This window comes from Paenibacillus sp. N3.4, from assembly GCF_008017805.1.
Taxonomy (GTDB): domain Bacteria; phylum Bacillota; class Bacilli; order Paenibacillales; family NBRC-103111; genus Paenibacillus_E.
The window spans coordinates 42,050-63,945 of the sequence record NZ_VRTT01000009.1 but is presented as its reverse complement, the minus strand read 5'-3'; the positions used below and the strand labels follow the sequence as shown (position 1 = coordinate 63,945).

Sequence of the window (21,896 nt, the reverse complement as noted above, 5' to 3'; positions counted from 1 at the left end):
GGGAGTGGATGATGATGGGGATCAAACTGAGTATTTTGGATCAAAGCGTTATTTTTCCAGGGGAGCAGGCAGAGGATGCGTTGCAGCACACGATAGAGCTTGTACAATTGGCGGAAAAACTGGGCTATAACCGTTTCTGGGTTTCGGAACATCATGATTCTCAGCAATTAGCAGGTTCTTCACCTGAAGTGCTTATTTCCCATCTATTGGCCAAAACGGAACGGATTCGCATCGGGTCTGGCGGTATTATGCTGCAGCACTATAGCCCTTATAAAGTGGCTGAAAATTTTAACGTGTTGGCATCCCTTGCGCCTGGCCGAGTGGATTTAGGCATCGGAAGAGCGCCGGGCGGATTACCGCGTTCGACGAAGGCACTGCAGCAGGGGATTACCGAAGCAGCCTCCTTGTCAGATAAATTGAAAGAACTCAAGCAATTCGTACACAATCGTTTGGATGATGATCATCCACTTATAGGCTTGCGTGTGTCTCCAATCCCAGCGCAACCTGCCGATATTTATTTGCTTGGCGCTACGGCGGCAAGTGCGCAATTGGCTGCTGAATTAGGACTTCCTTACGTTTTCGCACAATTTATTAATGGCGATCATGATGTCGCAGCAGAAGCTTTCAAAGCTTATCATAACGGCTTTAACAGAGAGAATGGGGCAGAGCCGAAGGCGATCCTTGCGCTTGCCTTAATTGTCGCAGACACGGACGAGGAAGCAAAGGAACTAGCGGGCGAATATAAGAATGTCAAAATTCATTTGGAAAATGGGAAGACATTGACAGTCGGAACGCTTGAGCAAGCGGAAGAATATGGCCGCCAAACACAAGCGAAATTCACAGTAGAAGAGAAAGAAGCGGAGATCACCAAAGGGACGAAAGAAACGGTTCGTCAAAAGCTGCTGGAAATTGCCCAAAAGTATGGTGTTGAAGAATTCGTGGTTACGACGTCTGTAAAAGATTTTGCTAAACGCCGCCGCTCCTTTGAGCTTCTCAGCGAGGCATTCTCGGAGCTGCTTGTATGAGTGAAACCACATCGAAACTACAGCTGCCCGAGCTTGATCAGACATTAATTTCGATCCGACGTCATTTGCACCAAAATCCGGAATTATCTAATGAAGAATTTCAAACAACAGCATCCATTCGTGCCTGGTTGGAGGAAGCGGATATTCGGATTGCCAACTATCCGCTCAAAACCGGACTTATCGCGGAAGTAGGCGGCAAGCAGGATGGACCGATCATTGCGCTTCGCGCCGATATTGATGCTTTGCCAATCCAAGAAGAAACAGGTTTCGCCTACGCGTCTCAAATTCCCGGCAAAATGCACGCCTGCGGGCATGATTTTCACACGGCGGCGATCCTAGGAGCAGCTTTCCTCCTGAAGCAGCAGGAAAATGAGCTGAAAGGCACGGTTCGTTTCATTTTTCAACCGGCAGAAGAAAAAGCGCAAGGAGCCGAGAGAGTCATTCAATCCGGCGCGCTAGAGGACGTAAGTGCTGTTTTCGGTATGCATAATAAACCAGATCTTCCGGTCGGTACCATTGGTATTAAATCAGGTCCATTAATGGCTGCAGCGGACGGATTCGTTGTTGAAGTGGCTGGACTTGGCACTCATGCTGCTGTTCCCGAAGCGGGGATTGATCCGATCGTAGCCGGTGCGCATATTGTCACTGCCCTTCAATCCATTGTTAGCCGCAATATTAGCTCGCTGCAAAGCGCCGTCGTTAGTGTGACGAAAATTCATAGCGGGACGTCATGGAATATCATCCCGGACAAAGCCGTTTTGGACGGTACAGTGCGAAGTTTTGATGAAAATGTTCGTTCTGTGGTGCTTAAACGTTTTGATCAGGTTGTTCAGGGTGTTGTTGCTGCTTATGGCACGACGGCTGTGGTTCGCTGGATCAAGGGACCTCCTTCCGTGAATAATGATGCGGAGCTAGCTGAGGTTGCAATCCAAGCCGCCCACAACGCTGGCTTGCGAGTGATTACACCAACCCCATCGCCGGCAGGAGAAGATTTTGCTTTTTATCAGAAAAAGGTGCCTGGCGTCTTTGTTTTTATGGGGACATCAGGTACGCAAGAGTGGCACCATCCGGCATTTGATTTGGATGAACGCGCCCTATCGATCAGTGCGCACTATTTCGCCGGTTTAGCTGAGCATGCTTTGAAGCAGCTGAATACCGACAACCCCTTGGAGGCCAAATAATGAGTGAACATACAAACGATATCCAGTCCTATATAGATACACATCAACAACTGATTACAGCCATAGAAGGGCTTACGGAGGAACAGCTGACATGGAAAGAGACGCCAGAGAAATGGAGCGTGACGGAAGTCCTGTCCCATCTGGCCGACCATAATATTGTTGTTTCGTTCCGAATTCGTGAAATTCTTTCTGGATCTACGGTGCAATTGCCTGCATTTAGCCAAGACCCGTGGGTGAGCAGCGCCAGAGCGAATGAAGGCGCAGCTTCGGACATTCTGGATGTTTTTCAAGCTTTATTAACGTTTAACAGTCTGTTGTTCAAACGGCTGCCTACACAGGATTGGGAGAAAAGCGGCATTAATTTTAAAGGGCAGGTTGTGAAACTAACCGATGTCGTCCAATCCTTCACGGCACATGTCCAAGTACATTTAGCGCAAATTGAACGGATCAAGAACGCATCCAAAGTGAAAGCGTAAGGATGAAGGGTGGTATAAGGCTATGAGTACACAAGAGGTTCGTATTCGTGAAGCGAATGAAAGAGATCGGGATCTCATCCGGCAGCTGCTTGCTGATGCCTATGGGCAGTATCAGGCTATTCTGACTCCTGCAGGTTGGGAGGATTACAAGGCGAATATTTTGTCCTCTGTGGATGGGGACGCGCCATCAGCTCGCCTGGTTGCCGAATTGGAAGGTGAAGTGGTCGGAAGCTCCTTGCTTTTCCTTTCATCTGAAGCGGCATACGGCTTACCGGAATTAGGCATTCAATCGCCGATTATTCGTTTACTGGCAGTTTCGCCTCAAGCCAGAGGGCTCGGTATCGCGACGGCGCTCATTCAAGAAAGCGCGAGACGTGCGCTGGCATTAGGCGCATCTACGCTTCATTTGCATACATCCGACATGATGGAATCGGCCGTTAAGCTTTATGAACGGTTAGGCTTCGAGCGGGCATTTGACAAGGATATTCAAAAGGGTGAAACACTCGTTAAAAGCTATCGGCTTCAATTAAAAGAAACAGCGAATCTATAGGAGAGTAGGGAGATCTTATGTCCAAACAAAAACAATTGAAATTTGGCGCGATTATTCATGGTGTGGGAGGCAACATATCGGGCTGGCGGCATCCTGAAGCTATAACGGACGCGAGCGTGAACTTCGGTTTCTACAAGCAGCAAGCGCAGAAAGCGGAGTCCGGTAAGTTTGATCTTGTTTTTATTGCAGATGGCCTTTATATCACGGAGAAATCAATTCCGCACTTTCTAAATCGTTTTGAACCGATCACGATTCTATCCGCGCTCGCAGCGGTAACCTCACACATAGGATTGGTGGGCACATTATCGACTTCCTACAGTGAGCCATTCACCGTATCTAGACAATTTGCCTCGATTGATATGATCAGCGACGGGCGTGCAGGCTGGAATATTGTTACTTCACCCTTAGAAGGTTCTGCCAAAAACTACAGCAAGGATCAGCACCCGTCACACCCTGAACGTTACCGCATCGCCAATGAATACTTGGAAGTAGCACGCGGGTTATGGGATTCATGGGAAGATGATGCTTTTGTTCGGGACAAAGAGAGCGGTGTATTTTTCGATCCCGATAAATTGCATACCTTGAACCACAAAGGAGAGTTTTTCTCCGTACAAGGTCCGCTGAATATAGCTCGTTCCAAGCAGGGACAGCCGGTTATTTTCCAAGCCGGAGCCTCAGAAGATGGCCGGGCCTTCGCAGCGAAGGTGGCTGATGCCATTTTTGCCGGACATGAAACGATTGAGGATGCGAAAGCTTATTACAAAGATATTAAAAATAGAGCCGCTGCTTATGGCCGTTCGCCGGATGATCTTGTCATTCTTCCAGGTATTGGTCCCATTATTGGGCTCACGGAAGAAGAAGCGGAGCGCAAATATCAAGAGGTTGCAAACCTGGTAACGATTGATAAAGCGTTGGATTTCCTCGGACGCTTCTTCGAACACCATGATTTCTCGCAATATCCGCTGGATGAACCGTTTCCGGATCTAGGCGATTTCGGCAGCAACAGCTTCCGCAGCGGCACGGACAAGATTAAGCAAAATGCTAGAGATAACAACTTAACGCTGCGCCAAGTAGCGCTTAGTGTAGCTACGCCGCGTAACGAATTCACAGGAACGCCTGAACAAGTGGCTGATCGCGTGCAGCGTTGGTTCGAAGAAGGCGCTGCAGATGGCTTCATTATTGCCGCGGCGCTTCCGAATGGGCTGGACGATTTCGTTGAGCTGGTCGTTCCGATCCTGCAAGAACGCGGCCTTTATCGAACCGAATACGAAGCAGATACGTTAAGAGGCAACCTAGGTATTGCGATTCCGGCAAACCGTTATACGAAGGTAGAAGCTACCAGCTGAGGGGACCGTGCATGAATACAGCACTGATTTTCGCTTATTTGGACACGATTGAGGACGAACTCGTCGCATTGCGGAGGGATTTTCATCAACATCCCGAGGTGTTGTTTGATGTTACCCGAACAGCGGCTAAAGTTGCTGATTTATTGGAGCAATGGGGGCTGGAGGTTCAGCGTCATGTCGGTCAGCACTTCGGTATGGGTGTTATTGGCGTACTTCGTGGCAAGAAGGATGCAAAGCTAAACGAAAACCTACAGAAGACCATTGTTCTGCGTGCGGATATGGATGCTTTGCCGATTCATGAGCAGACAGATGCCTCATACAAATCTTTGTATGATGGCTTCATGCATGCCTGCGGACATGACGTTCATACGACAATGCTGCTGGGCGCAGCGAAAGCGCTAAGTCGGTACCGTGAGGAATGGGCTGGTACAGTTAAATTTGTCTTCCAAGCCGCCGAAGAAGGCGCCAGAGTAAGTCCGTTGGATGGACGTTTGCTCAGCGGCGGCGCGGATCTTGTGGAATCGGGTGTTCTCGATGATTGCGGGTTATGTTTCGGGCTGCATGTTTGGCCTGAACTGCCTATAGGTACGATCGGCGTGCATGCCCAATATGCGATGGCTGCTTCAACACATTTTAAAGTCGTGTTTCACGGTTTAACCGGACATCACAGCACTCCTCATTTGGCTGCCGATGCGCTTCTGATGGCCTCGCAGTTCGCCATAGAAATGAAGGTTGCGATGTCTTCAGAAATCGATCCGTTTGAACCTGCCGTGTTGTCCTTCGGCACTTTGAAAGCAGGTACCGTTCTTAACGCGATTGCTGATCACAGTGAAATCACAGGATCGTATCGTACCTTTGATCAGGAGGTCGTGGATAAGATCAGAGGAACGATTGAAAAGCGAGCGGGGGCTATCGCGGAGTCGTATGGTGGTACTTGCTCATTCAGCTTCCGCATGGGTACGGCGCTTAAGAACGATCACTCTGCCGCGCAGCTGGTGCTGCAGGCAGGAGCGGAAGTGCTGGGTCGGGAGCAATCGTTGCTGTTGGAGAAACCCAGCCTTGCCGGTGAGGATTTTGCCCTATATGTAAAGCGTGTCCCGGGCGCATTCGCCTTCATCGGAGTGGGGAATGCCGACCGAGGAATCATCATCCCCTTCACCATCCCCAGTTCAATGTAGATGAGGATGTTCTGCTCTATGGGGCCAAAATACATGTGCAGTTCGTTCGCGAGGCACTAAACGAATAGAAAAAGGCATGCTGTGTTCTCAGCATGCCTTTTTCTCATATACGATTCGACAAATCTGAAATTTGATAACTGAAATCATATCGATTAAACTGAACGTATAGGGGCAATTTGGGAAAAAATGTAGCCTATAGTCAGTTTGTGTAACTATAACTTAAGGTGGTGCTGAAATGAGTACTTTCAAATCATGGTTTTCGAGTGCAAAAACAGGTTTGTCGGATCAAGTGAAAAAATTTCAAAACAAAGATTTTCTGGATGCCGTTGTTGCTGGATGTGCAATCGTAGCAGCAGCTGATGGAAATATTAGCCATGCAGAAAAGGAAAAAATGATTGGGTACATAAGCAGAAGCGATGAACTTAAAGTTTTCGATATTAGCAATGTTATCGCGCGTTTTAACCATTTTACAAGTAACTTCGAGTTCTCGGGAATGATTGGCAAACAAGAGGCTCTCAAGGTGATTGCCAAGTTCAGCAGCAAGCCTGAAACAGGAAGGATCATCGTTGCGGTTTGTTGTGCGATTGGGGCAGCTGACGGTGATTTTGATGATACCGAGAAGAAGGCTGTCAGAGATATTTGCACAACGTTAAATCTCAATCCTAGCGAATTTAGTCTATAATCGTCGAATTTACAAAATATTTAAATCCTACGGTGAAACGTGATTGTATTTCTTACGTAACACTTATTAGGTTTACATTATATATGTAAAGGAAGGGAGGTGACCTAGATGACGATTAGTTTAGTCAAAGGTCAAAAAATTGATTTAACGAAAGGCAACTCAGGTCTTTCCAAAGTGGTGGTCGGTTTAGGCTGGGATCCCGCAGTCGTGGAAAAAAGAGGCTTTTTCGGAATGAAAAAGAAAGCAGCCGAGATTGACTGTGACGCTTCCGTTATTTTATTAGATGAAAACGGAAAATTACGAAAAGAAAATAATGTTGTTTATTTCGCTAATTTGCAAAGCTCGTGTGGGTCCGTTGTTCACTCCGGTGATAATCGTACAGGTGAAGGCGAAGGCGATGACGAACAAGTGACCGTTAACTTGGCTAAAGTGCCTGCTGATGTTGATAAAATCGTTTTCGTAGTTAATATCTACGATTGTGTAAATAGAAAACAGGATTTCGGACATGTGCAATCGGCCTATATTCGGTTGCTGAATGATTCTAACCAGCAAGAATTGGTTAAATTTAATTTAACTGAGGATTACTCCGGCAAAACATCGCTGATCGTTGCGGAACTATATCGCAATAGCGGCGAATGGAAATTTAATGCAATCGGTGAAGGCTATACCGACACTTCAATCGGACAACTGGTTAGACGATATAACTAAAAATTAAAATTTCCCATAAAGCGAGGTTATTCTCATGGCGATTTCATTATCCAAAGGACAAAAAGTAGACTTAACAAAAACAAATCCAGGTCTATCTAAAGTGGTTGTTGGCGTGGGTTGGGATACGAATAAATATGATGGCGGTAAAGATTTCGATCTAGACGCTTCTGTATTTAGCTTGAATGCCGCTGGTAAAGTGGCTTCCGAATCCGATTTCATTTTTTATAACAATCCAAAGAATGCTAACGGTTCTATCGTACATACAGGCGACAATCGTACAGGCGCCGGTGATGGGGACGATGAGCAAATCAAAATCGATTTGAGCGCCGTTCCGGCAGAAGTAGAAAAAGTCGCGTTCTGCATTACGATTCACGACGCGGAAGCAAGAGCTCAAAACTTCGGACAAGTATCCAATGCTTACGTACGTATTGTTAACGAAGCAAGTGACGAAGAGATCCTCCGTTTCGACCTTGGCGAAGACTTTTCCATCGAAACAGGCGTTGTTGTTGGCGAGTTATACCGTAATAGCGGCGAATGGAAATTCAGCGCAATCGGCAGCGGGTATAAAGACGGTCTAGGCGGATTAGCTCGCGACTACGGTCTACAAACCACTTAAGAATCGATAAAAACCAGTTGAGGAGATGCAAAAATGACAATTAGCTTATCCAAAGGTCAACGAATCGATTTAACCAAAACGAATCCAGGTTTAAGTAAAGCAGTCATCGGTTTGGGTTGGGATACGAATAAATATAATGGCGGACATGATTTCGATCTAGATGCGTCTGCCTTCCTGCTGCATGCGGAAGGCAAGGCTAAAGGGCTTGAGGATTTTATTTTTTATAACAATTTGACCGGTGGGAATGGCTCTGTTCAGCATACTGGCGATAATCGTACAGGTGAAGGCGACGGGGATGATGAGCAAATCAAAGTGGATTTCTCCAAAATTCCGGCCCATATCCATCGGATTGGCATTACAGTAACGATACACGATGCAATCAATCGTGCTCAGAACTTTGGACAAGTCTCCAATGCATTCGTACGTTTGGTTGATGAACTGACGAATCAGGAAATTTTACGTTATGACCTTGGCGAAGACTTCTCTGTTGAAACAGCTGTTGTTATTTGTGAGCTGTACCGAGACAGCAGCCAAGCGCAAGAATGGAAATTCCAAGCAGTTGGAAGTGGATTCCAAGGCGGTCTTCAAGCACTTTGCAAAAATTATGGACTGGATGCTGAATAAGCTGTAAGCAGATACAAGGGGGTGGTGCAGGTAAGGCATCACCCTTCTATTTTGAAATAGGAAGGTGACAACCCCACTATGCATGTATCTCTTGTCAAAGGTCAAAAAACAGACCTTACGAAAACGAACCCAGGATTAACACAGATTGGCATTGGGCTTGGGTGGAGTTCCCCTGCTGACGTAGATCTGGATACATCTGCATTTCTACTAGGCGCTAATGGAAAAGTGGATCATGATGAGCAATTGATTTTTTACAATAATCCATCCAAAAACGGTGTTACGTTTATTAATCAACCTTCCCATGAGAATGATAAACGGCAGTTCAGTGTTCAATTTACCTCCGTTCCCGCTCATGTAGAAAAGATGTCCATCACCCTTACCATTCATGAGGGCGAGAATTTAAAGCAGCAGTTCAGCCAAGTAAATCAAATGTATGTACGGATTTTTGATTCTCGTACAGGACAAGATATGATTCGTTATGAATTAGGAAATCAATTCTCTGTAGAGACAGCCATTGTTGTTGGGGAATTATATAGATATGGAAACGAATGGAAGTTTAGTGCCGTGGGAGCGGGCTTTTCCGGTGGATTGAAAGCTCTTTGCGCCAATTTTGGTATCGAAGTGAAGGATGAACCAACGCCTAGTTCTGCACCTATTCCAACACCATCGTCTTTATCGCCTACATCGGCGGTTACACCTCCCTTCATACCTCCTGTTCCAGTAAATCAAGGCAGCTCTTCTTCAGAAGTACCCGTCAATCTCACTAAGATTGAATTGAAGAAGAAAGGCGAGCGTATCAATCTGGAGAAGAAGTCGACAGGTCGACTAGGCGAAATTGTTATTAACCTGAACTGGAATCAGAAAAAGAAATCTTCCGGTTTATTCGGAAAAAGCAAAGCAATCGATCTGGATCTTGCTTGCTTGTATGAGCTGAAATCAGGAGAAAAAGGTGTCATTCAAGCGTTAGGCAACCGTTTTGGTTCCCTAAATAAAAAACCGTACATTGCCTTGGATGGTGACGATCGCACAGGATCTGTGACGACTGGCGAGAACATAAGAATTAACGGAGACCATCTCAAAGAATTTGAACGTATCCTCGTTTTCACTTTTATTTATGAGGGGGCTACTAGCTGGTCAGAAGCAGACGGTATTGTTTCTGTTAAGCAAGAAGGCGGGCCTGATATCGAAGTGAAATTGAATGAGCATGATAATCACCGGCGGATGTGTGCGATTGCATTAATTCGCAATAATAATAATGAAACGTTTAGTATTGAACGGCTTGTCCAGTATTTTTCCGGTCATCAGGAGCTGGATAAAGGATTTAACTGGGGCATGAAATGGGTTGCAGGCAGTAAGTAAATAGAGAAACATCAGGAGGGTCTTCGTAATGTCAGATTTTTTCCAAAGCTTTATCAATAATTTTACTAACTTTTTTAGTTGGGAAGTGCTCTCCTCGACACTTACTGATCCAGTTAACTGGGGATTATTGGTACCTTAATTATTCTGGAAGGTTTGTTGTCTGCAGATAATGCATTAGTCCTAGCCGTAATGGTGAAGCATTTGCCTAAAGATCAACAAAAGAAGGCATTGTTTTATGGGATTATAGGGGCCTATATCTTCCGATTTGTAGCGATTGGGGTTGGAACCTTCTTGGTCCAGATTGCTTGGATCAAAGTACTCGGCGGGGTCTATCTCTTATGGATAGCTATCAGCAATCTGTTTCTTAAGAAAGAAGAATCAGATGACGGTGAAGTTAAGAACAAAGGCATGTCCTTCTGGCGAACCGTTATTGCGGTAGAAGTCATGGATATTGCCTTTAGTGTGGATAGCGTTCTCGCGGCTTTCGGAGTTAGTGAAAAGGTTTGGGTTCTATTCCTTGGAGGTATCTTGGGCGTACTCATGATGAGGGGCGTAGCTCAAATCTTCCTGAAGCTCATTGACAAGATTCCGGAATTGGAAAAAACAGCGTTCATTCTCATCATCATTATCGGTCTTAAAATGATTGCTGGCGCCTTTGGATTCGAGTTACATCCTGTTCTGTTCTTCTCCACACTTATTGTTATTTTCGGAGGCACGATTGTTCTTAGTCTGATGCGTAAAAAGGACAAGCCTGATTCTGTTTAATTTAAATAGCCACATGGGCATCACTATGACAATCCCTCCTTTGTGGAGGGATTGTTTCTTAAACCAAAGAAGGAGGAATCGGTCTGAGATATTTTAATTATTTATCGGCAGATGAAGAAAATGCTTTATTTCATATCTCTCCCACTTCCTTCTATAACCATTCCAACAAAGAAATACTGGCTTGCTCTGTGGGTGCAGCACTGTACATGCCTGCAACACGTCCCACGTTTGCCGAAGATATTGCTTTCGGTAAATGGGAAGGACTCGTGTCTGTCGTTCTCGACCTGGAAGACGCGGTTGGCGAGAATGAGATTTATGACGCAGAAGAGTCCCTTTTAAGTCAAATGAATAAATTAGCTTCCTACTTGGAACTCGGCATTATTCAGAGTGAAAATCTTCCTTTATTATTCATTCGAGTAAGAAGCGTGAACCAACTAAATCAACTTATTGAAAGATTAATGGATAACGTCATGCTGCTGACCGGATTTGTTTTTCCGAAATTCACAGTGGACAATGGTGCAGCTTATTTTCAAGTTCTAGAAAATTATAACGATGAGAAGCTGCCATCAACACCTACGCTTTACGGCCTTCCTATTTTGGAATCTCGTGAAGTCATTTATAAAGAAAGCCGAACTCATACACTGCAGTCGATTAAAACCATCCTTGATCAGTATAAAGATCTTGTATTGAACGTGAGAATTGGAGCGACAGATTTCTCCAGCTTATTCGGTTTAAGACGAAGCGCCCATATGACCATTTATGATATCGCACCTATTCGAGATTGCATCGCGGATATTATCAATTTGTTTGGGCGAGTGGATTCATCCTATACGATATCTGGACCCGTATGGGAGTATTTCCCACTCAAAGGGTTGATTCGTGAAGCGATGATGGACAAAGAGAACGGAATCATCGGCAAAACAATTATCCATCCCACGCATATTAAATCGGTTCAGTCGCTATATGCCGTGACCCATGAGGAGTATATGGATGCGACAAGCATCCTTACGAACAACAATGGGGATCATGGTGTTCTCAAGAGCGAATATGCCAATAAAATGAATGAAATCAAACCTCATTTGAACTGGGCTAGACGCATTCTAGTACGATCACAAATTTATGGGGTGCTAAATGAAAAACAAACCTATATCGAATTATTATCCGCGCATGACCGAGCGTACGTATAAGATCGCAGATTGCTTAGAACTTCAAGTTCGCACGACCTCAAACCCCTACGAAATACCACTTGATTGCTTATTTGCCATGGCAGCCAGAATCAATAAGAAACGTTCGTTTCTATTTGTGAGTAAAGTACTCGGTAAACATATTCCGGTAAATCCCTACACGTCCCTATTAAGCGGAGCCTCCTTGGCACTGCTCTTGCAACAATCATTAGAAGGAAATATGCCACAGCATTTAATCGAACTGGCGATTCAAGGTATTATTGATCCCGCTCAAGCAGAAACGGCCTACAAAGAAATTATGTCGCACCATTTATCTCTGCCCCAATCGGCTGCGTTTATTGGATTTGCAGAAACAGCAACGGCAATTGGACATGCTGCTTTTCAAACCTTTGGAGCTAATAGCAGCTACATTCATACGACGCGTGAAATCATTGACGAATCAGAATCGATCATTCATTTTAGTGAAGAGCATTCTCACGCCACGGCACATTATTGTTATGCAGCAGATCCGCGGATCCTAACTTATCCAGAAATGGTTGTATTGGTTGATGACGAGCTGACAACAGGAAAAACCTCACTTAATATCATTCGTGATATCCAAATGAAATTTCCAAAGAGAAGATATTATATTCTTGCTTTGCTGGATTGGAGAACGCAGGAGGATCACCAGCAGTTTCTCCATATGGAGCGGGAACTGGGGATTGAGATTCATGTGCTTTCGCTGGTTAAAGGGGAAGTGGCTGTATCCGGTTCATCCGAAGATCTAATCCGCTCCACTCCAAGCATTTCGGCCAAAAAGCAAACAGGATCCATTCGCTTCATGTATGTTGATCAGTGGTTTAAACATGTCGATGAAGGTAATCAACGCCCCTTTTTGCGGCACAGCGGCCGATTTGGTCTTGTTCCAGAGGATCGGGAAGAGTTTGGCAAAGCGATATCCCAAGCAGCAGCGCATGTAAAGCAGACACGTATCGGCAACAAGACGTTATGTGTAGGGACAGGCGAGTTTATGTACATTCCGATGCGCATAGCAGCAGAAATGGGGGAAGGCGTCAGTTATCAGTCGACGACCAGAAGTCCAATTCACACGCTTGAGACAGAAAACTATGCCGTTCAAGTCGGATATCCGTACCCGTCTCCCGAAGACCCAGAAGTGACTCATTTCTTATATAACATTCCACCAGGCTTATATGATGATATTTATTTATTTTTCGAAAGAGAAGCAGATTTTCAAGCCTTGCATGCATTACTCGAAATTCTTCATACGTTGAACCTTCAACACATCAATTTTGTCTTTTTCTCCCCACAAACTTACACATGGAAGGAGACTGAACAATGGCAGATTGGCGAACTAAGCCAATAGGGAAGCCTACACAGTTGGGGAGCTATCCAGCCTCGGATGTGATTTTCCTGCTTAAGGATTTAAGTGATATTAAGCTGGAACAGCAAACGGATGCCAGAGAACGAGCGATTCAATCAGGAACCCATTATTCTGAGATGCTTCCTGTTGAGTATCAGCCTACGGCAGATTATTTGAAACTGTACCAAGAAACACTCCAAGTCTCCGCTGACAAAGTGGCGCTGGCCGTCGGTACTACTGCTGAGTTAATCCTGCATAAAAAAGGGCGAGATACCGTTCTTGTATCTCTTGCCAGAGCAGGAACACCGGTAGGCATACTGATTAAGCGTTACCTTCTGGATATACACAACAGGGAATTGCCTCACTATAGTATTTCGATCATTCGAGGGAAAGGGATAGATGTGAATGCCCTTTTCTACATCCTACAGAAGCATCCCGGATCTAGATTGCAGTTTGTGGACGGTTGGACAGGCAAAGGAGCCATTCGTAAAGTGCTTGTTGAAGCATGCAAGCAATTTAAACAGGATTACGAGATTGAGCTTGATGATGATTTGGCTGTACTTGCTGACCCAGGTCATTGTACGGATATGTTCGGAACGAGAGAGGATTTCCTAATCCCAAGCGCTTGTTTGAACTCAACGGTATCCGGTTTAATGAGCCGCACGGTTTTGCGCGATGATCTGATCGGTCCGTTCGATTTTCATGGTGCCAAATATTATAAAGAATGGTTAGAGCAAGATCTCTCCAATCATTTTATTGCTGAAATTGTGCCCTTTTTTCCCGGCATAGCGAATGAAGCTCAGCGCCAAGCACAGGAATTGCTCCTCCAGCCACCTACAGTTACATGGAAAGGGTTGAAAGATATTCAGCAGATTCAAACCGAGTATAAAGTAGCCGATATCAATATGGTTAAACCCGGAGTTGGAGAAACAACCCGTGTGCTGCTCCGCAGAGTGCCTTGGCGCATTTTGGTTGATCGCATGGATAATCCAAATTTACGCCATATTCTTCTTTTAGCTGAAGATCGGCAAGTACCCGTTGAAGTATATCCGGGTCTGACATATTCCTGCTGTGGCATTATCAAATCGGTAAAGGGAGATAACGAATGATATTTGCCAGCGATCTCGATCAAACCTTAATTTATTCTCAGCCTTTAGAGCGTGTAACCGAGCTTGGCAACCTGATTGTCCCAAGCGAACTGATAGATGGAAGAGTCAAATCCTACATGTCCTTGCGATCTTATCAGATGCTGCAAAAGCTGATGACAGAGTTACTATTCATCCCTGTAACGACGCGAACGTTGGACCAATATGCCAGGGTACATTTGTTTAGCCAAATGTTAAAGCCTGCCTATGCGGTCACCAGTAATGGTGGGAATATTATTGTGCAGGGCAAGCCGGATCTGGATTGGCACGCGTCTATCTTAGCTCGCAGAAGTGAATCAAGTGTTCCCGCTCAAGACGTGGAGAACATCATGGGACGTGTTCTAAGCCCAGAGTGGGTGATTGGTTCGAGATATTGTGATGAGCTCTTCTTTTCTCATGTGGTGGATAGAGCGAAGATGCCGCTTCAGGATGTTGTGGATATGGGCAAAGAGCTCCAGAAGATGGGATGGAACACTTCTATTCAGGGAAGAAAAGTTTACATTGTGCCGCATGCCGTTAATAAAAGGGATGCTGTCGCACATATTAAACAATTAACGGGGGAACAGAAGGTAGTAGCTTCGGGGGACTCGCTCTTGGATCAAGTCTTGTTAGATTTCGCGGACTACGCGATCGCACCCAGACATGGTGAATTATTTCGTCAGGAACAGCTTCATCCAACATTTATGTATACATTCACGGATGCCTCAGGCATTTTCGCAACAGACGAAATTATGGCGTATGTGCAAGAGAGACAGTCAGATATAAGCAAATTTCTTCTCATAAAGGAGCCCTCATGACAAAAATATGGTTTAATCGTTGGTTCTCTGTTGCATTCCACTATATGAATTTCATACGTAATAATGAAGACGGTAGGCAATTTCAAATTTATGCTACGCATCCGGATCGTGCGCATATGTCTCTGCAAGGAGCAGATGTTGCAGAGACAGAGCCTGTTTTGGATGGAGAAGAATACCTGACCTTTGCTCTGGGTTTCTGTGCGGAACATGGTATCGATGTCTTCATACCGCGTTTGCATATGTATACGATCGCGAAGCATATTCAATTGTTCGAAAAGTTAGGAACGAAGGTAATCGTTTGCCGCGATCTGGAACTTCTGGAAAGCTTGCTGGAGAAGCAAAAATTTTATGAATCGGTGAAACAAACGAGCTTGATGACCATTCCCGATTATCGTGTAGTGAATACAGCGGATGACTTCATGACAGCATACGGGGAACTCGTTGAGGCGGGTCATGAGGTTTGCATCAAACCGACTAACTCAGAAGGCGGCATGGGGTTTCGCATCATCAGCAACAAGCGTGACGCTTTAAGCGATTTATTCGGTACGATTAAACGATATCTCTCCACAGATCAGGTCTATCAAATTCTTTCTTCGGTAGAGCGCTTTGATGATTTGATGGTGATGGAGTTACTGCCGGGCTTTGAGTACAGTATCGATTGCTTGGCCTCAGAAGCAGGTGAACTGCTTGCTGTCGTCCCGCGGCGCAAAGCAGGCGGACGCCTGCGCCTCCTAGAAGAAGTGCCAGAGCTCATTGAAATTGCGCATAAGGTTGCAGCGAGATATCGAATTCCATTTAACTACAACATTCAAGTGAAATATAATAAGGGTGTGCCCAAATTGCTTGAAATCAATCCGCGAATGTCCGGTGGTTTGCATGTGACTTGTTTATCTGGCATCAATTTTCCTTACTTAGCTGTTAAATCAATATTAGGCGAACACGTGGGCGTTCAAAAACCAACCTATGACATACTGGCAAGCTATGTCGAAAAGTCAATCATTATGAACCTAGGAAACTAGTATTTCCGCGAAAAATCACGAATAAATTAAGCTGCGCATCATATCTTGGATTATGGATGAATAATCTATAAAAGAAGGTGCGCGATATGGTGATCAGCGGGTTCATATTACTAGGCATAATCGTGGTACTCATTGTCGTGGCCAGCTCAGAAAAAGCAGAATCAATATCTAAGTTGAATAAATAATTTCCTTGCTTGTGAAACCTGAAAGGGTTTCTTTTTTTTGTCTTGATTTGGTAGAATAAAAGAAAGTGATTAGTTAGGACCAAAAGGGAGAATAAAGATGCTGCAATTAAGCGACAGTCAGCTTGCAACGATGTGGAGTCAAGGCGATTCGAAAGCCTTCAACCGACTTCTGGAGCTCTATAAGGACAAAATATATCGATTAGCTTATCGCATGCTGCGTAATAAATCGGATTCTGAAGACGTGGTTCAAGAGACTTTCCTTCGGGCGTACCAGCATTCGCATCGATTTGATGCAACTAAAAATTTCTCCAGTTGGATTTTTAGTATCGGAAAAAATGTCGCAATCGACTTTTTGCGTAAAAAAAGAACGAGTTATCTATAGACACGAATCCCCATCCCTTTATGGAATCTCTTCCTTTTTATGAGAAGCTGACTAGTCCTGAGAAAACGCCTGAGCTGCATCTCATCGACCTGGAAACTGCGGAGCAAGTGGAGCGAATGATTCAGGATTTACCCGATAAATACAAAGCTGTAATCATTTATAAATATTTTCTGGATATGTCACTCGAGGATATCAGTAAGCAGGTTAATCTTCCTGTAACTACGATAAAAACACGATTGTTTCGTGGTCGAACGTACATTAAAAGAAAATGGGGTTCTATGCTTTTCATGGCACACAGCCTGGTATCGATTTTTATAGGGTGACTAGAGGCAGCTAACTGAACCACTTAGCTGCTTTTCTTAGCATAGGTATCACTAGTAAGAGAAGCGGAATGAAAAGACCGAACGTGCTTGAGAAGAACACCCATATTTTGGAAGCGAATTGAAGAAAGTAGCTTGTATTGGGATAAGCGATAATGGAGAGAACAACCATGATCATCCCCAGAGGCAAATACAATTGCCGCACTTCCTTCATTTTGAAAGCCTCACCTAAAGTCATTGTAGCGGCATAGAAACATAAAGTCAGCTTGAAGTAGATCGTAATAAACCAAATACCGGCCATAATGACCTCTAATCGTTCCAAAAAGCCTCCAAGGTTTATTTTTTTTGCTAAACTATAACTTGGATACATATGTCTGGCTGTAAGATCGTCACCTAAAACGATGATGGACAATAAAGAAATAATAGCAATTAACGTTCCACCGATGGTAATACCGAAAAGAAAGGCTTTGCGCAATTTTTTGGTTTTGTTGAGATAAGGAAAAATCACGAGGAAAACAACGAGTTCCATATACGGCGTTCCAATCAACGGAACAGCCGCTCGGATGATAGGCTTAAATCCATATCCCAGGATAGGATGCAAATAGTCCAGATTCATTTGGGTTGGAAGTAAAATGATCATGAGGAAAAAGAATATGAACACCCAAGGCAGGAAGATTTCGGCAGTTCGAGTGAATGGTTCCAGACCATTGCGAATACCCAAAATGACAACCAATAAGAAGAAAGCATGAACGAATTGCAGCGGCGTGGTGACAAGGACCTGGGTCGTAATAAAATCGCCGATATTCCTGAGAACAAGTGCTGCGAGGATAAAGAAAAAGCAAAAGTAAAGGAAAGAGACTATCCCTCCAAACCATTTCCCCATGACTTCTTCGAGTTGAGCAGCTATCGACTTCTCTGGGAATCGCGAATTAAGAGCTTGGTAGAGGAGAACCAACAGAAGTCCTGCAAGATTACCTACGATGGCGGCAATCCAGGCGTCTTTTTTAGCGGTATAGGCTAAACCGGATGGTGTAATGAGAATGGAACTTCCGATGGTAAACAAAATCGCCAGTATCGTGAACTGATGAACACCAATCTTGCCTTTCTCAATCATCTGAAGAATCCCCTCTCATTGTAGAATAGTGAATACGAAATCGCTAATGGGCTTGTAGATCATCGTAATGACATCCATAGGATTTGGGATAGGTACTCTCATTCCTAACAAAATACATAATAAGCAACCTGCTCCTAAAATGACGAAGAAGATCCACATTTCTTTGGTCATTTGCTTTCTACGAAGGTAAGGAACTTCCAACGCCGCAATGCCTATAGTTAAAACAAAGACCCCAATAATTGTCAAAGCCATACGCAGGACTCCTCTATCTCTCAATGATGGAGTTATTCGTCGTGCCTAAGCGCCGAATCTGCACATCAGGATGAATCACGATTTGTAAATCAGCAAAATGAGTATCCCAATCTGCCTTAATTTGAGTCCAAAGCTTTGGCGAGGCACTCTCAATGGCGTCACCAAAACCAAAAATATCTGCCTTGTTCTTTTTTGCTTTATTGATGGAAGACAGGACAATTCTCCTCAAGTTCTGTTCGTTAATTAATTCAAGCTCATGTATGGCACCAGGAGCAAGAAGATCAATTTTGCATTGCACTTCACTTATGTTTTCTTCTATATGGATACTGATGTCGATTTGAGGTTTGCCAGAAACAACCTTGCCCTTCACTTTGGTATTCGACCGGACAACCTCCATAGCAATAGTGCCGCCCTGAGGGCATGTGACGTGTCCAATTGTACTTCTGACATTCCCCATAATGTAGTTATAGCCTTTGCTCTCCTGATCGTTCATCCAATCTAACAGTTTGTCTTCTTTAAAAAGCGCCAGTCCGGAATAGGCCAAAACTGCGTGAGGATTTGTTCTGCCTAAATTCTCTTTTGTTTTTCCCTTCTTTACGTCCCCATTAATGACGATGCCAGTAAGGACAGATTGTCTGGTTGGATTAGATAAATTAGACAGGAAACGGTCCAGTTGTATACTCACAGTAGGTGCCCAAGATTTCTCAGAGGTTTCCAACGTTTTAAACATTTTGTTAGCTGGAATTCGTTCAATGGGTGTTAATATTTTCAAAACGTTCTCGGCTGTCGTGCCTTTAGCGACAATTAAATAGAAATCGGAGCGCATTTCATGATCTCTGGATATGCCATCCATGACATCGGAAATACCACTGCGGGCAAGATCCTCTCCGATGACAATAATGCGCATATGAGACAAGAAAATTTTTCTGGGAGCCGAGGTTGTCAGTTTTCTGACTGCTTCTAAGGTGGAAGTTGCTGTTGCCGTTAAGGTTGTAATTGGCGTACTGTAGCCGCTTGCTTTTTTGGAGGCAACTTCATTGGGATTAACGATTTGTGTTGTAACTTTGAATTGATCTCCGTTTCTGTCAAAGCCAAGCCCAACAGCAATGGCAAGGTCATTAAGCTCATGCCGATCCCAGCATCCACTGAGCAATGTGCTTAGTAAAATGAGTGCGCCCAGAATACTACCTTTTTTCATGCCTCAGTTCCTCCTTCCCTCGTTGTCCTCCGGTTTCTTCGTTGGGGCAATACCTTCTCTAATCCTATTTTTTTGCTGATAAAACGAGGCCTAGAAAACAGACTCCATTGCGGTAAACGCAGAATGGTATCTTTCTGATCAATAAGCACGAAGGGGGCCATAGGAGCCATATAAGGTACGCCGAAGGACCGTAAGGAGCATAGATGCTGTACCATTCCAATTAAACCTACCGTAATACCGAATAGGCCGAAGGTTGCTGCAAAAATCATTAATATAAATCGCATGATACGGATAGAAATTCCCATATTGAATGCAGGAATAACGAAATTGGCAATAGCGGTAATAGCTACCACGATGACCATTGCCGGCGAAACTAGACCTGCATCCACTGCAGCCTGACCAATGACTAACGCTCCAACGATGGAGACGGCCTGCCCTACGGTTTTGGGCAATCGAACCCCAGCTTCGCGCAGGATTTCGAAGGTGACTTCCATTAATATGGCTTCAACAAAGGCCGGAAAAGGGATACCCTCTCGCTGAGCAGCTAGATTGAACAGCAATGAACTTGGCAGCAGTTCTTGATGAAAGGTCGTAATGGCAATATATAAGGAAGGGCCCATTAAAGAGATAAAGAAACAAATGTATCTTAGTATACGGATCAAGGTAGCAAATTCAGCCCGTTGATAGTAGTCCTCGGACGACTGGAAAAATTGAACGAATAAAGCAGGTGCTTCAAGGACGAAAGGTGTGCCATCCACTAAGATAGCTACCCGTCCTTCGAGAAGCCCGGATGAAATGACATCAGGACGTTCAGAGTTGTAGATAGTTGGAAATAGGGTAAGGGTCTCATCCTGAATAAGTTCCTCGATATTGCCACTTTCCAGAATACCGTCGATATCGATGCGCGAGAGCCGAATGCGCACTTCATCAACAATTTTCATATTCACAATGCCATGGATATACATGAGAGCAACAGTCGTTTGTGTCACTCTCCCAATGTTCATCGTTTCTACCCATAACTCGGGGCTCTTGATGCGTTTGCGAATGAGGGCAATATTCGTTCCCAGCGTTTCCGTAAAACCATCTCTCGGCCCTCGCACAACCGATTGTGTGGACGATTCTTCAATGGAGCGTTTATCAGCGCCGGCAGTATTAACAGAAATGCCAAGCTCATAGCCATCGATCAGGATCATCGTCTCACCGGCAAGAAGACAATCGCAGAGAAAATGGAAATCAGTGACGGTTTTGATTTCGCCGCTAGATGTAAGCGAGTTTTTGACATACGCAAACGGTTCCACGATCGGATTATTCAACTCCGCCATAACCGTAGAAACTCTTTTAAACAATGTGTCCATTATGCTTTGAATATAGGTACGGTTAGCCAATTGCTCCAAATACACATATCCGATTTTGAACGTTCCCTCTGTGTCTAAGCTCAACTCGCCCGTTACCAAATCGGTGCTGTTGCCGAATATGGCTTTGACCTGACTCAGATTGATGGCAAGAGCAGCATTTAATATTGGCGGTGGGGCATCCTCCGATTGTTTTTGACTATCTGGTAACGCTTTTTTATGGGAATAAAGATGATGTAAGCTTTTTGTCCAGGATTTCATGCATGCAATACCACCAAACACTTTTGATATGTATGACTACTTTGGTAAAGTTTTCCCATGTGGGGCATATTTATGTACGCTGGTAGTGTATTTTGCTACAATATCAATAGAACGACTACATAAAGAGTGTTAGGAGATCCCATGCAAACAGTTAAAGTTGAATCACCGAAGATCCCCAAAGAGCTGCCAATTCTTGAACATATGACAGATGAGATTCAGCCTGAAGAGAACTTTCATACAGGCATTTTTAGTGATGGTATCGTAGAGAATCAAAGGGCTTATAAAGTCGCTTTCGATAAAATTATTTTCCGAAATGTGACATTTACCAACATATCGATGAAGGATATTGAATTCACAGACGTCTTATTTGACAGATGCGACTTGTCCAATGTAGATTTCGGAGATGCGACGATTCACCGCACAGAATTCAAAAACTGTAAAGTCATTGGTATTGATTTGACAGGCGCAACGATAAGAAATACTTATTTTGAAGGCTGTTTAGGGGATTATGCCACATTTCGGTTCAGTAATTTGAAGCAGGTTGTATTCAAGGAGTGCTCGCTAAACAGTGCAGATTTCTATGAATCCACTTTGCAAAAAGTGGACTTGATTGCCTGTGAGATTGATCGCGCGCAGTTTACAGGTACCAAGTTGGACGGGATCGATTTGAGCGATTGTACATTCGTTGGGTTGGGTGCAGGAATCGTGGATTTACAAGGATGCATCATTTCGAAGGAACAGGCTTCCGTATTCGCCAGCTTGTTCGGACTGAGGTTAAAAGAATAAGGATTCAGTGAAAAAAAGAGGTATATTGCGG

At 44.4% G+C, this 21,896-nt stretch carries 23 protein-coding genes and 1 pseudogene; 20 read left to right on the top strand and 4 right to left on the bottom strand.

Translation table 11 applies throughout. From position 1 onward, the window contains the following. Window positions 1-14: 14 nt before the first annotated feature. The 19 genes and pseudogenes from FU659_RS07035 (at window position 15) to FU659_RS06945 (ending at window position 16,905) form a co-directional block, all read left to right on the top strand. The gene (locus FU659_RS07035; protein ID WP_147946951.1) at window positions 15-1,025 is read left to right on the top strand and encodes an LLM class flavin-dependent oxidoreductase; all 1,011 of its coding nucleotides are present in this window, start codon (window positions 15-17) and stop codon (window positions 1,023-1,025) included. Then, window positions 1,022-2,206, top strand: coding sequence for a M20 peptidase aminoacylase family protein (locus tag FU659_RS07030; protein ID WP_147946901.1), 1,185 nt, complete (start codon window positions 1,022-1,024; stop codon window positions 2,204-2,206). The genes FU659_RS07035 and FU659_RS07030 overlap by 4 nt, the downstream gene beginning before the upstream one ends. Further along, on the top strand, window positions 2,206-2,682 hold the full coding sequence (locus tag FU659_RS07025) for a DinB family protein (RefSeq protein ID WP_147946900.1): 477 nt from the start codon (window positions 2,206-2,208) through the stop codon (window positions 2,680-2,682). Before FU659_RS07030 ends, FU659_RS07025 begins: the two co-directional genes overlap by 1 nt. A gap of 22 nt (window positions 2,683-2,704) precedes the next feature. Then, entirely contained in the window at window positions 2,705-3,232 is a 528-nt protein-coding gene (locus FU659_RS07020; RefSeq protein WP_147946899.1) for a GNAT family N-acetyltransferase, read from the top strand. 17 nt (window positions 3,233-3,249) lie between these two features. Beyond that, entirely contained in the window at window positions 3,250-4,578 is a 1,329-nt protein-coding gene (locus tag FU659_RS07015; protein ID WP_147946898.1) for an LLM class flavin-dependent oxidoreductase, read from the top strand. 11 nt (window positions 4,579-4,589) lie between these two features. Continuing rightward, window positions 4,590-5,756, top strand: coding sequence for a M20 metallopeptidase family protein (locus FU659_RS07010; RefSeq protein ID WP_261807663.1), 1,167 nt, complete (start codon window positions 4,590-4,592; stop codon window positions 5,754-5,756). Window positions 5,757-5,991: 235 nt separating this feature from the next. Next, window positions 5,992-6,438: a tellurite resistance TerB family protein gene (locus FU659_RS07005; protein ID WP_147946897.1), complete on the top strand. Its 447-nt coding sequence runs from the start codon at window positions 5,992-5,994 to the stop codon at window positions 6,436-6,438. A 108-nt stretch (window positions 6,439-6,546) separates the two neighbouring features. Further along, window positions 6,547-7,146 (top strand): TerD family protein, encoded by a 600-nt coding sequence (locus FU659_RS07000; RefSeq protein WP_147946896.1) that lies wholly within the window; start codon window positions 6,547-6,549, stop codon window positions 7,144-7,146. Between the two features lie 34 nt (window positions 7,147-7,180). After that, window positions 7,181-7,762, top strand: coding sequence for a TerD family protein (locus FU659_RS06995; protein ID WP_147946895.1), 582 nt, complete (start codon window positions 7,181-7,183; stop codon window positions 7,760-7,762). 33 nt (window positions 7,763-7,795) lie between these two features. Further along, the gene (locus tag FU659_RS06990; RefSeq protein WP_147946894.1) at window positions 7,796-8,386 is read left to right on the top strand and encodes a TerD family protein; all 591 of its coding nucleotides are present in this window, start codon (window positions 7,796-7,798) and stop codon (window positions 8,384-8,386) included. Between the two features lie 78 nt (window positions 8,387-8,464). Beyond that, on the top strand, window positions 8,465-9,745 hold the full coding sequence (locus FU659_RS06985) for a TerD family protein (RefSeq protein ID WP_147946893.1): 1,281 nt from the start codon (window positions 8,465-8,467) through the stop codon (window positions 9,743-9,745). A gap of 28 nt (window positions 9,746-9,773) precedes the next feature. Continuing rightward, window positions 9,774-10,510: pseudogene (locus tag FU659_RS06980) on the top strand (TerC family protein). 83 nt (window positions 10,511-10,593) lie between these two features. Then, a complete protein-coding gene (locus tag FU659_RS06975; protein WP_147946892.1) occupies window positions 10,594-11,697 on the top strand; it encodes an HpcH/HpaI aldolase/citrate lyase family protein in 1,104 nt (367 codons plus the stop codon). Then, the gene (locus FU659_RS06970) at window positions 11,642-13,057 is read left to right on the top strand and encodes a phosphoribosyltransferase family protein (RefSeq protein WP_261807662.1); all 1,416 of its coding nucleotides are present in this window, start codon (window positions 11,642-11,644) and stop codon (window positions 13,055-13,057) included. The genes FU659_RS06975 and FU659_RS06970 overlap by 56 nt, the downstream gene beginning before the upstream one ends. Then, window positions 13,030-14,163, top strand: coding sequence for a cysteine protease StiP family protein (locus FU659_RS06965; protein ID WP_147946891.1), 1,134 nt, complete (start codon window positions 13,030-13,032; stop codon window positions 14,161-14,163). Before FU659_RS06970 ends, FU659_RS06965 begins: the two co-directional genes overlap by 28 nt. Continuing rightward, window positions 14,160-14,996 carry an HAD family hydrolase gene (locus tag FU659_RS06960; protein ID WP_147946890.1) on the top strand — a complete coding sequence of 279 codons (837 nt, stop codon included), beginning with the start codon at window positions 14,160-14,162 and terminating at the stop codon, window positions 14,994-14,996. The genes FU659_RS06965 and FU659_RS06960 overlap by 4 nt, the downstream gene beginning before the upstream one ends. Then, on the top strand, window positions 14,993-16,015 hold the full coding sequence (locus tag FU659_RS06955; RefSeq protein WP_147946889.1) for an ATP-grasp domain-containing protein: 1,023 nt from the start codon (window positions 14,993-14,995) through the stop codon (window positions 16,013-16,015). The genes FU659_RS06960 and FU659_RS06955 overlap by 4 nt, the downstream gene beginning before the upstream one ends. A gap of 282 nt (window positions 16,016-16,297) precedes the next feature. Continuing rightward, window positions 16,298-16,582, top strand: coding sequence for a sigma-70 family RNA polymerase sigma factor (locus FU659_RS06950; RefSeq protein WP_147946888.1), 285 nt, complete (start codon window positions 16,298-16,300; stop codon window positions 16,580-16,582). Window positions 16,583-16,602: 20 nt separating this feature from the next. Continuing rightward, a complete protein-coding gene (locus FU659_RS06945) occupies window positions 16,603-16,905 on the top strand; it encodes a sigma factor-like helix-turn-helix DNA-binding protein (RefSeq protein ID WP_147946887.1) in 303 nt (100 codons plus the stop codon). A 10-nt stretch (window positions 16,906-16,915) separates the two neighbouring features. Here FU659_RS06945 and FU659_RS06940 read toward each other — a convergent pair whose 3' ends face one another. The 4 genes from FU659_RS06940 to FU659_RS06925 are packed head-to-tail and all read right to left on the bottom strand — an operon-like array spanning window position 16,916 to window position 21,079. Beyond that, window positions 16,916-18,016, bottom strand: coding sequence for a GerAB/ArcD/ProY family transporter (locus tag FU659_RS06940; RefSeq protein WP_147946886.1), 1,101 nt, complete (start codon window positions 18,014-18,016; stop codon window positions 16,916-16,918). Window positions 18,017-18,031: 15 nt separating this feature from the next. Then, on the bottom strand, window positions 18,032-18,268 hold the full coding sequence (locus tag FU659_RS06935; RefSeq protein ID WP_147946885.1) for a hypothetical protein: 237 nt from the start codon (window positions 18,266-18,268) through the stop codon (window positions 18,032-18,034). A gap of 13 nt (window positions 18,269-18,281) precedes the next feature. Continuing rightward, complete coding sequence (locus FU659_RS06930) at window positions 18,282-19,466, bottom strand: Ger(x)C family spore germination protein (RefSeq protein ID WP_147946884.1); 1,185 nt, start codon at window positions 19,464-19,466, stop codon at window positions 18,282-18,284. Continuing rightward, window positions 19,463-21,079 carry a spore germination protein gene (locus FU659_RS06925; RefSeq protein ID WP_147946883.1) on the bottom strand — a complete coding sequence of 539 codons (1,617 nt, stop codon included), beginning with the start codon at window positions 21,077-21,079 and terminating at the stop codon, window positions 19,463-19,465. The genes FU659_RS06930 and FU659_RS06925 overlap by 4 nt, the downstream gene beginning before the upstream one ends. A gap of 141 nt (window positions 21,080-21,220) precedes the next feature. Here FU659_RS06925 and FU659_RS06920 point away from each other — a divergent pair, with 141 nt between their 5' ends. Beyond that, window positions 21,221-21,865: a pentapeptide repeat-containing protein gene (locus FU659_RS06920; protein ID WP_147946882.1), complete on the top strand. Its 645-nt coding sequence runs from the start codon at window positions 21,221-21,223 to the stop codon at window positions 21,863-21,865. Window positions 21,866-21,896: the final 31 nt, after the last annotated feature.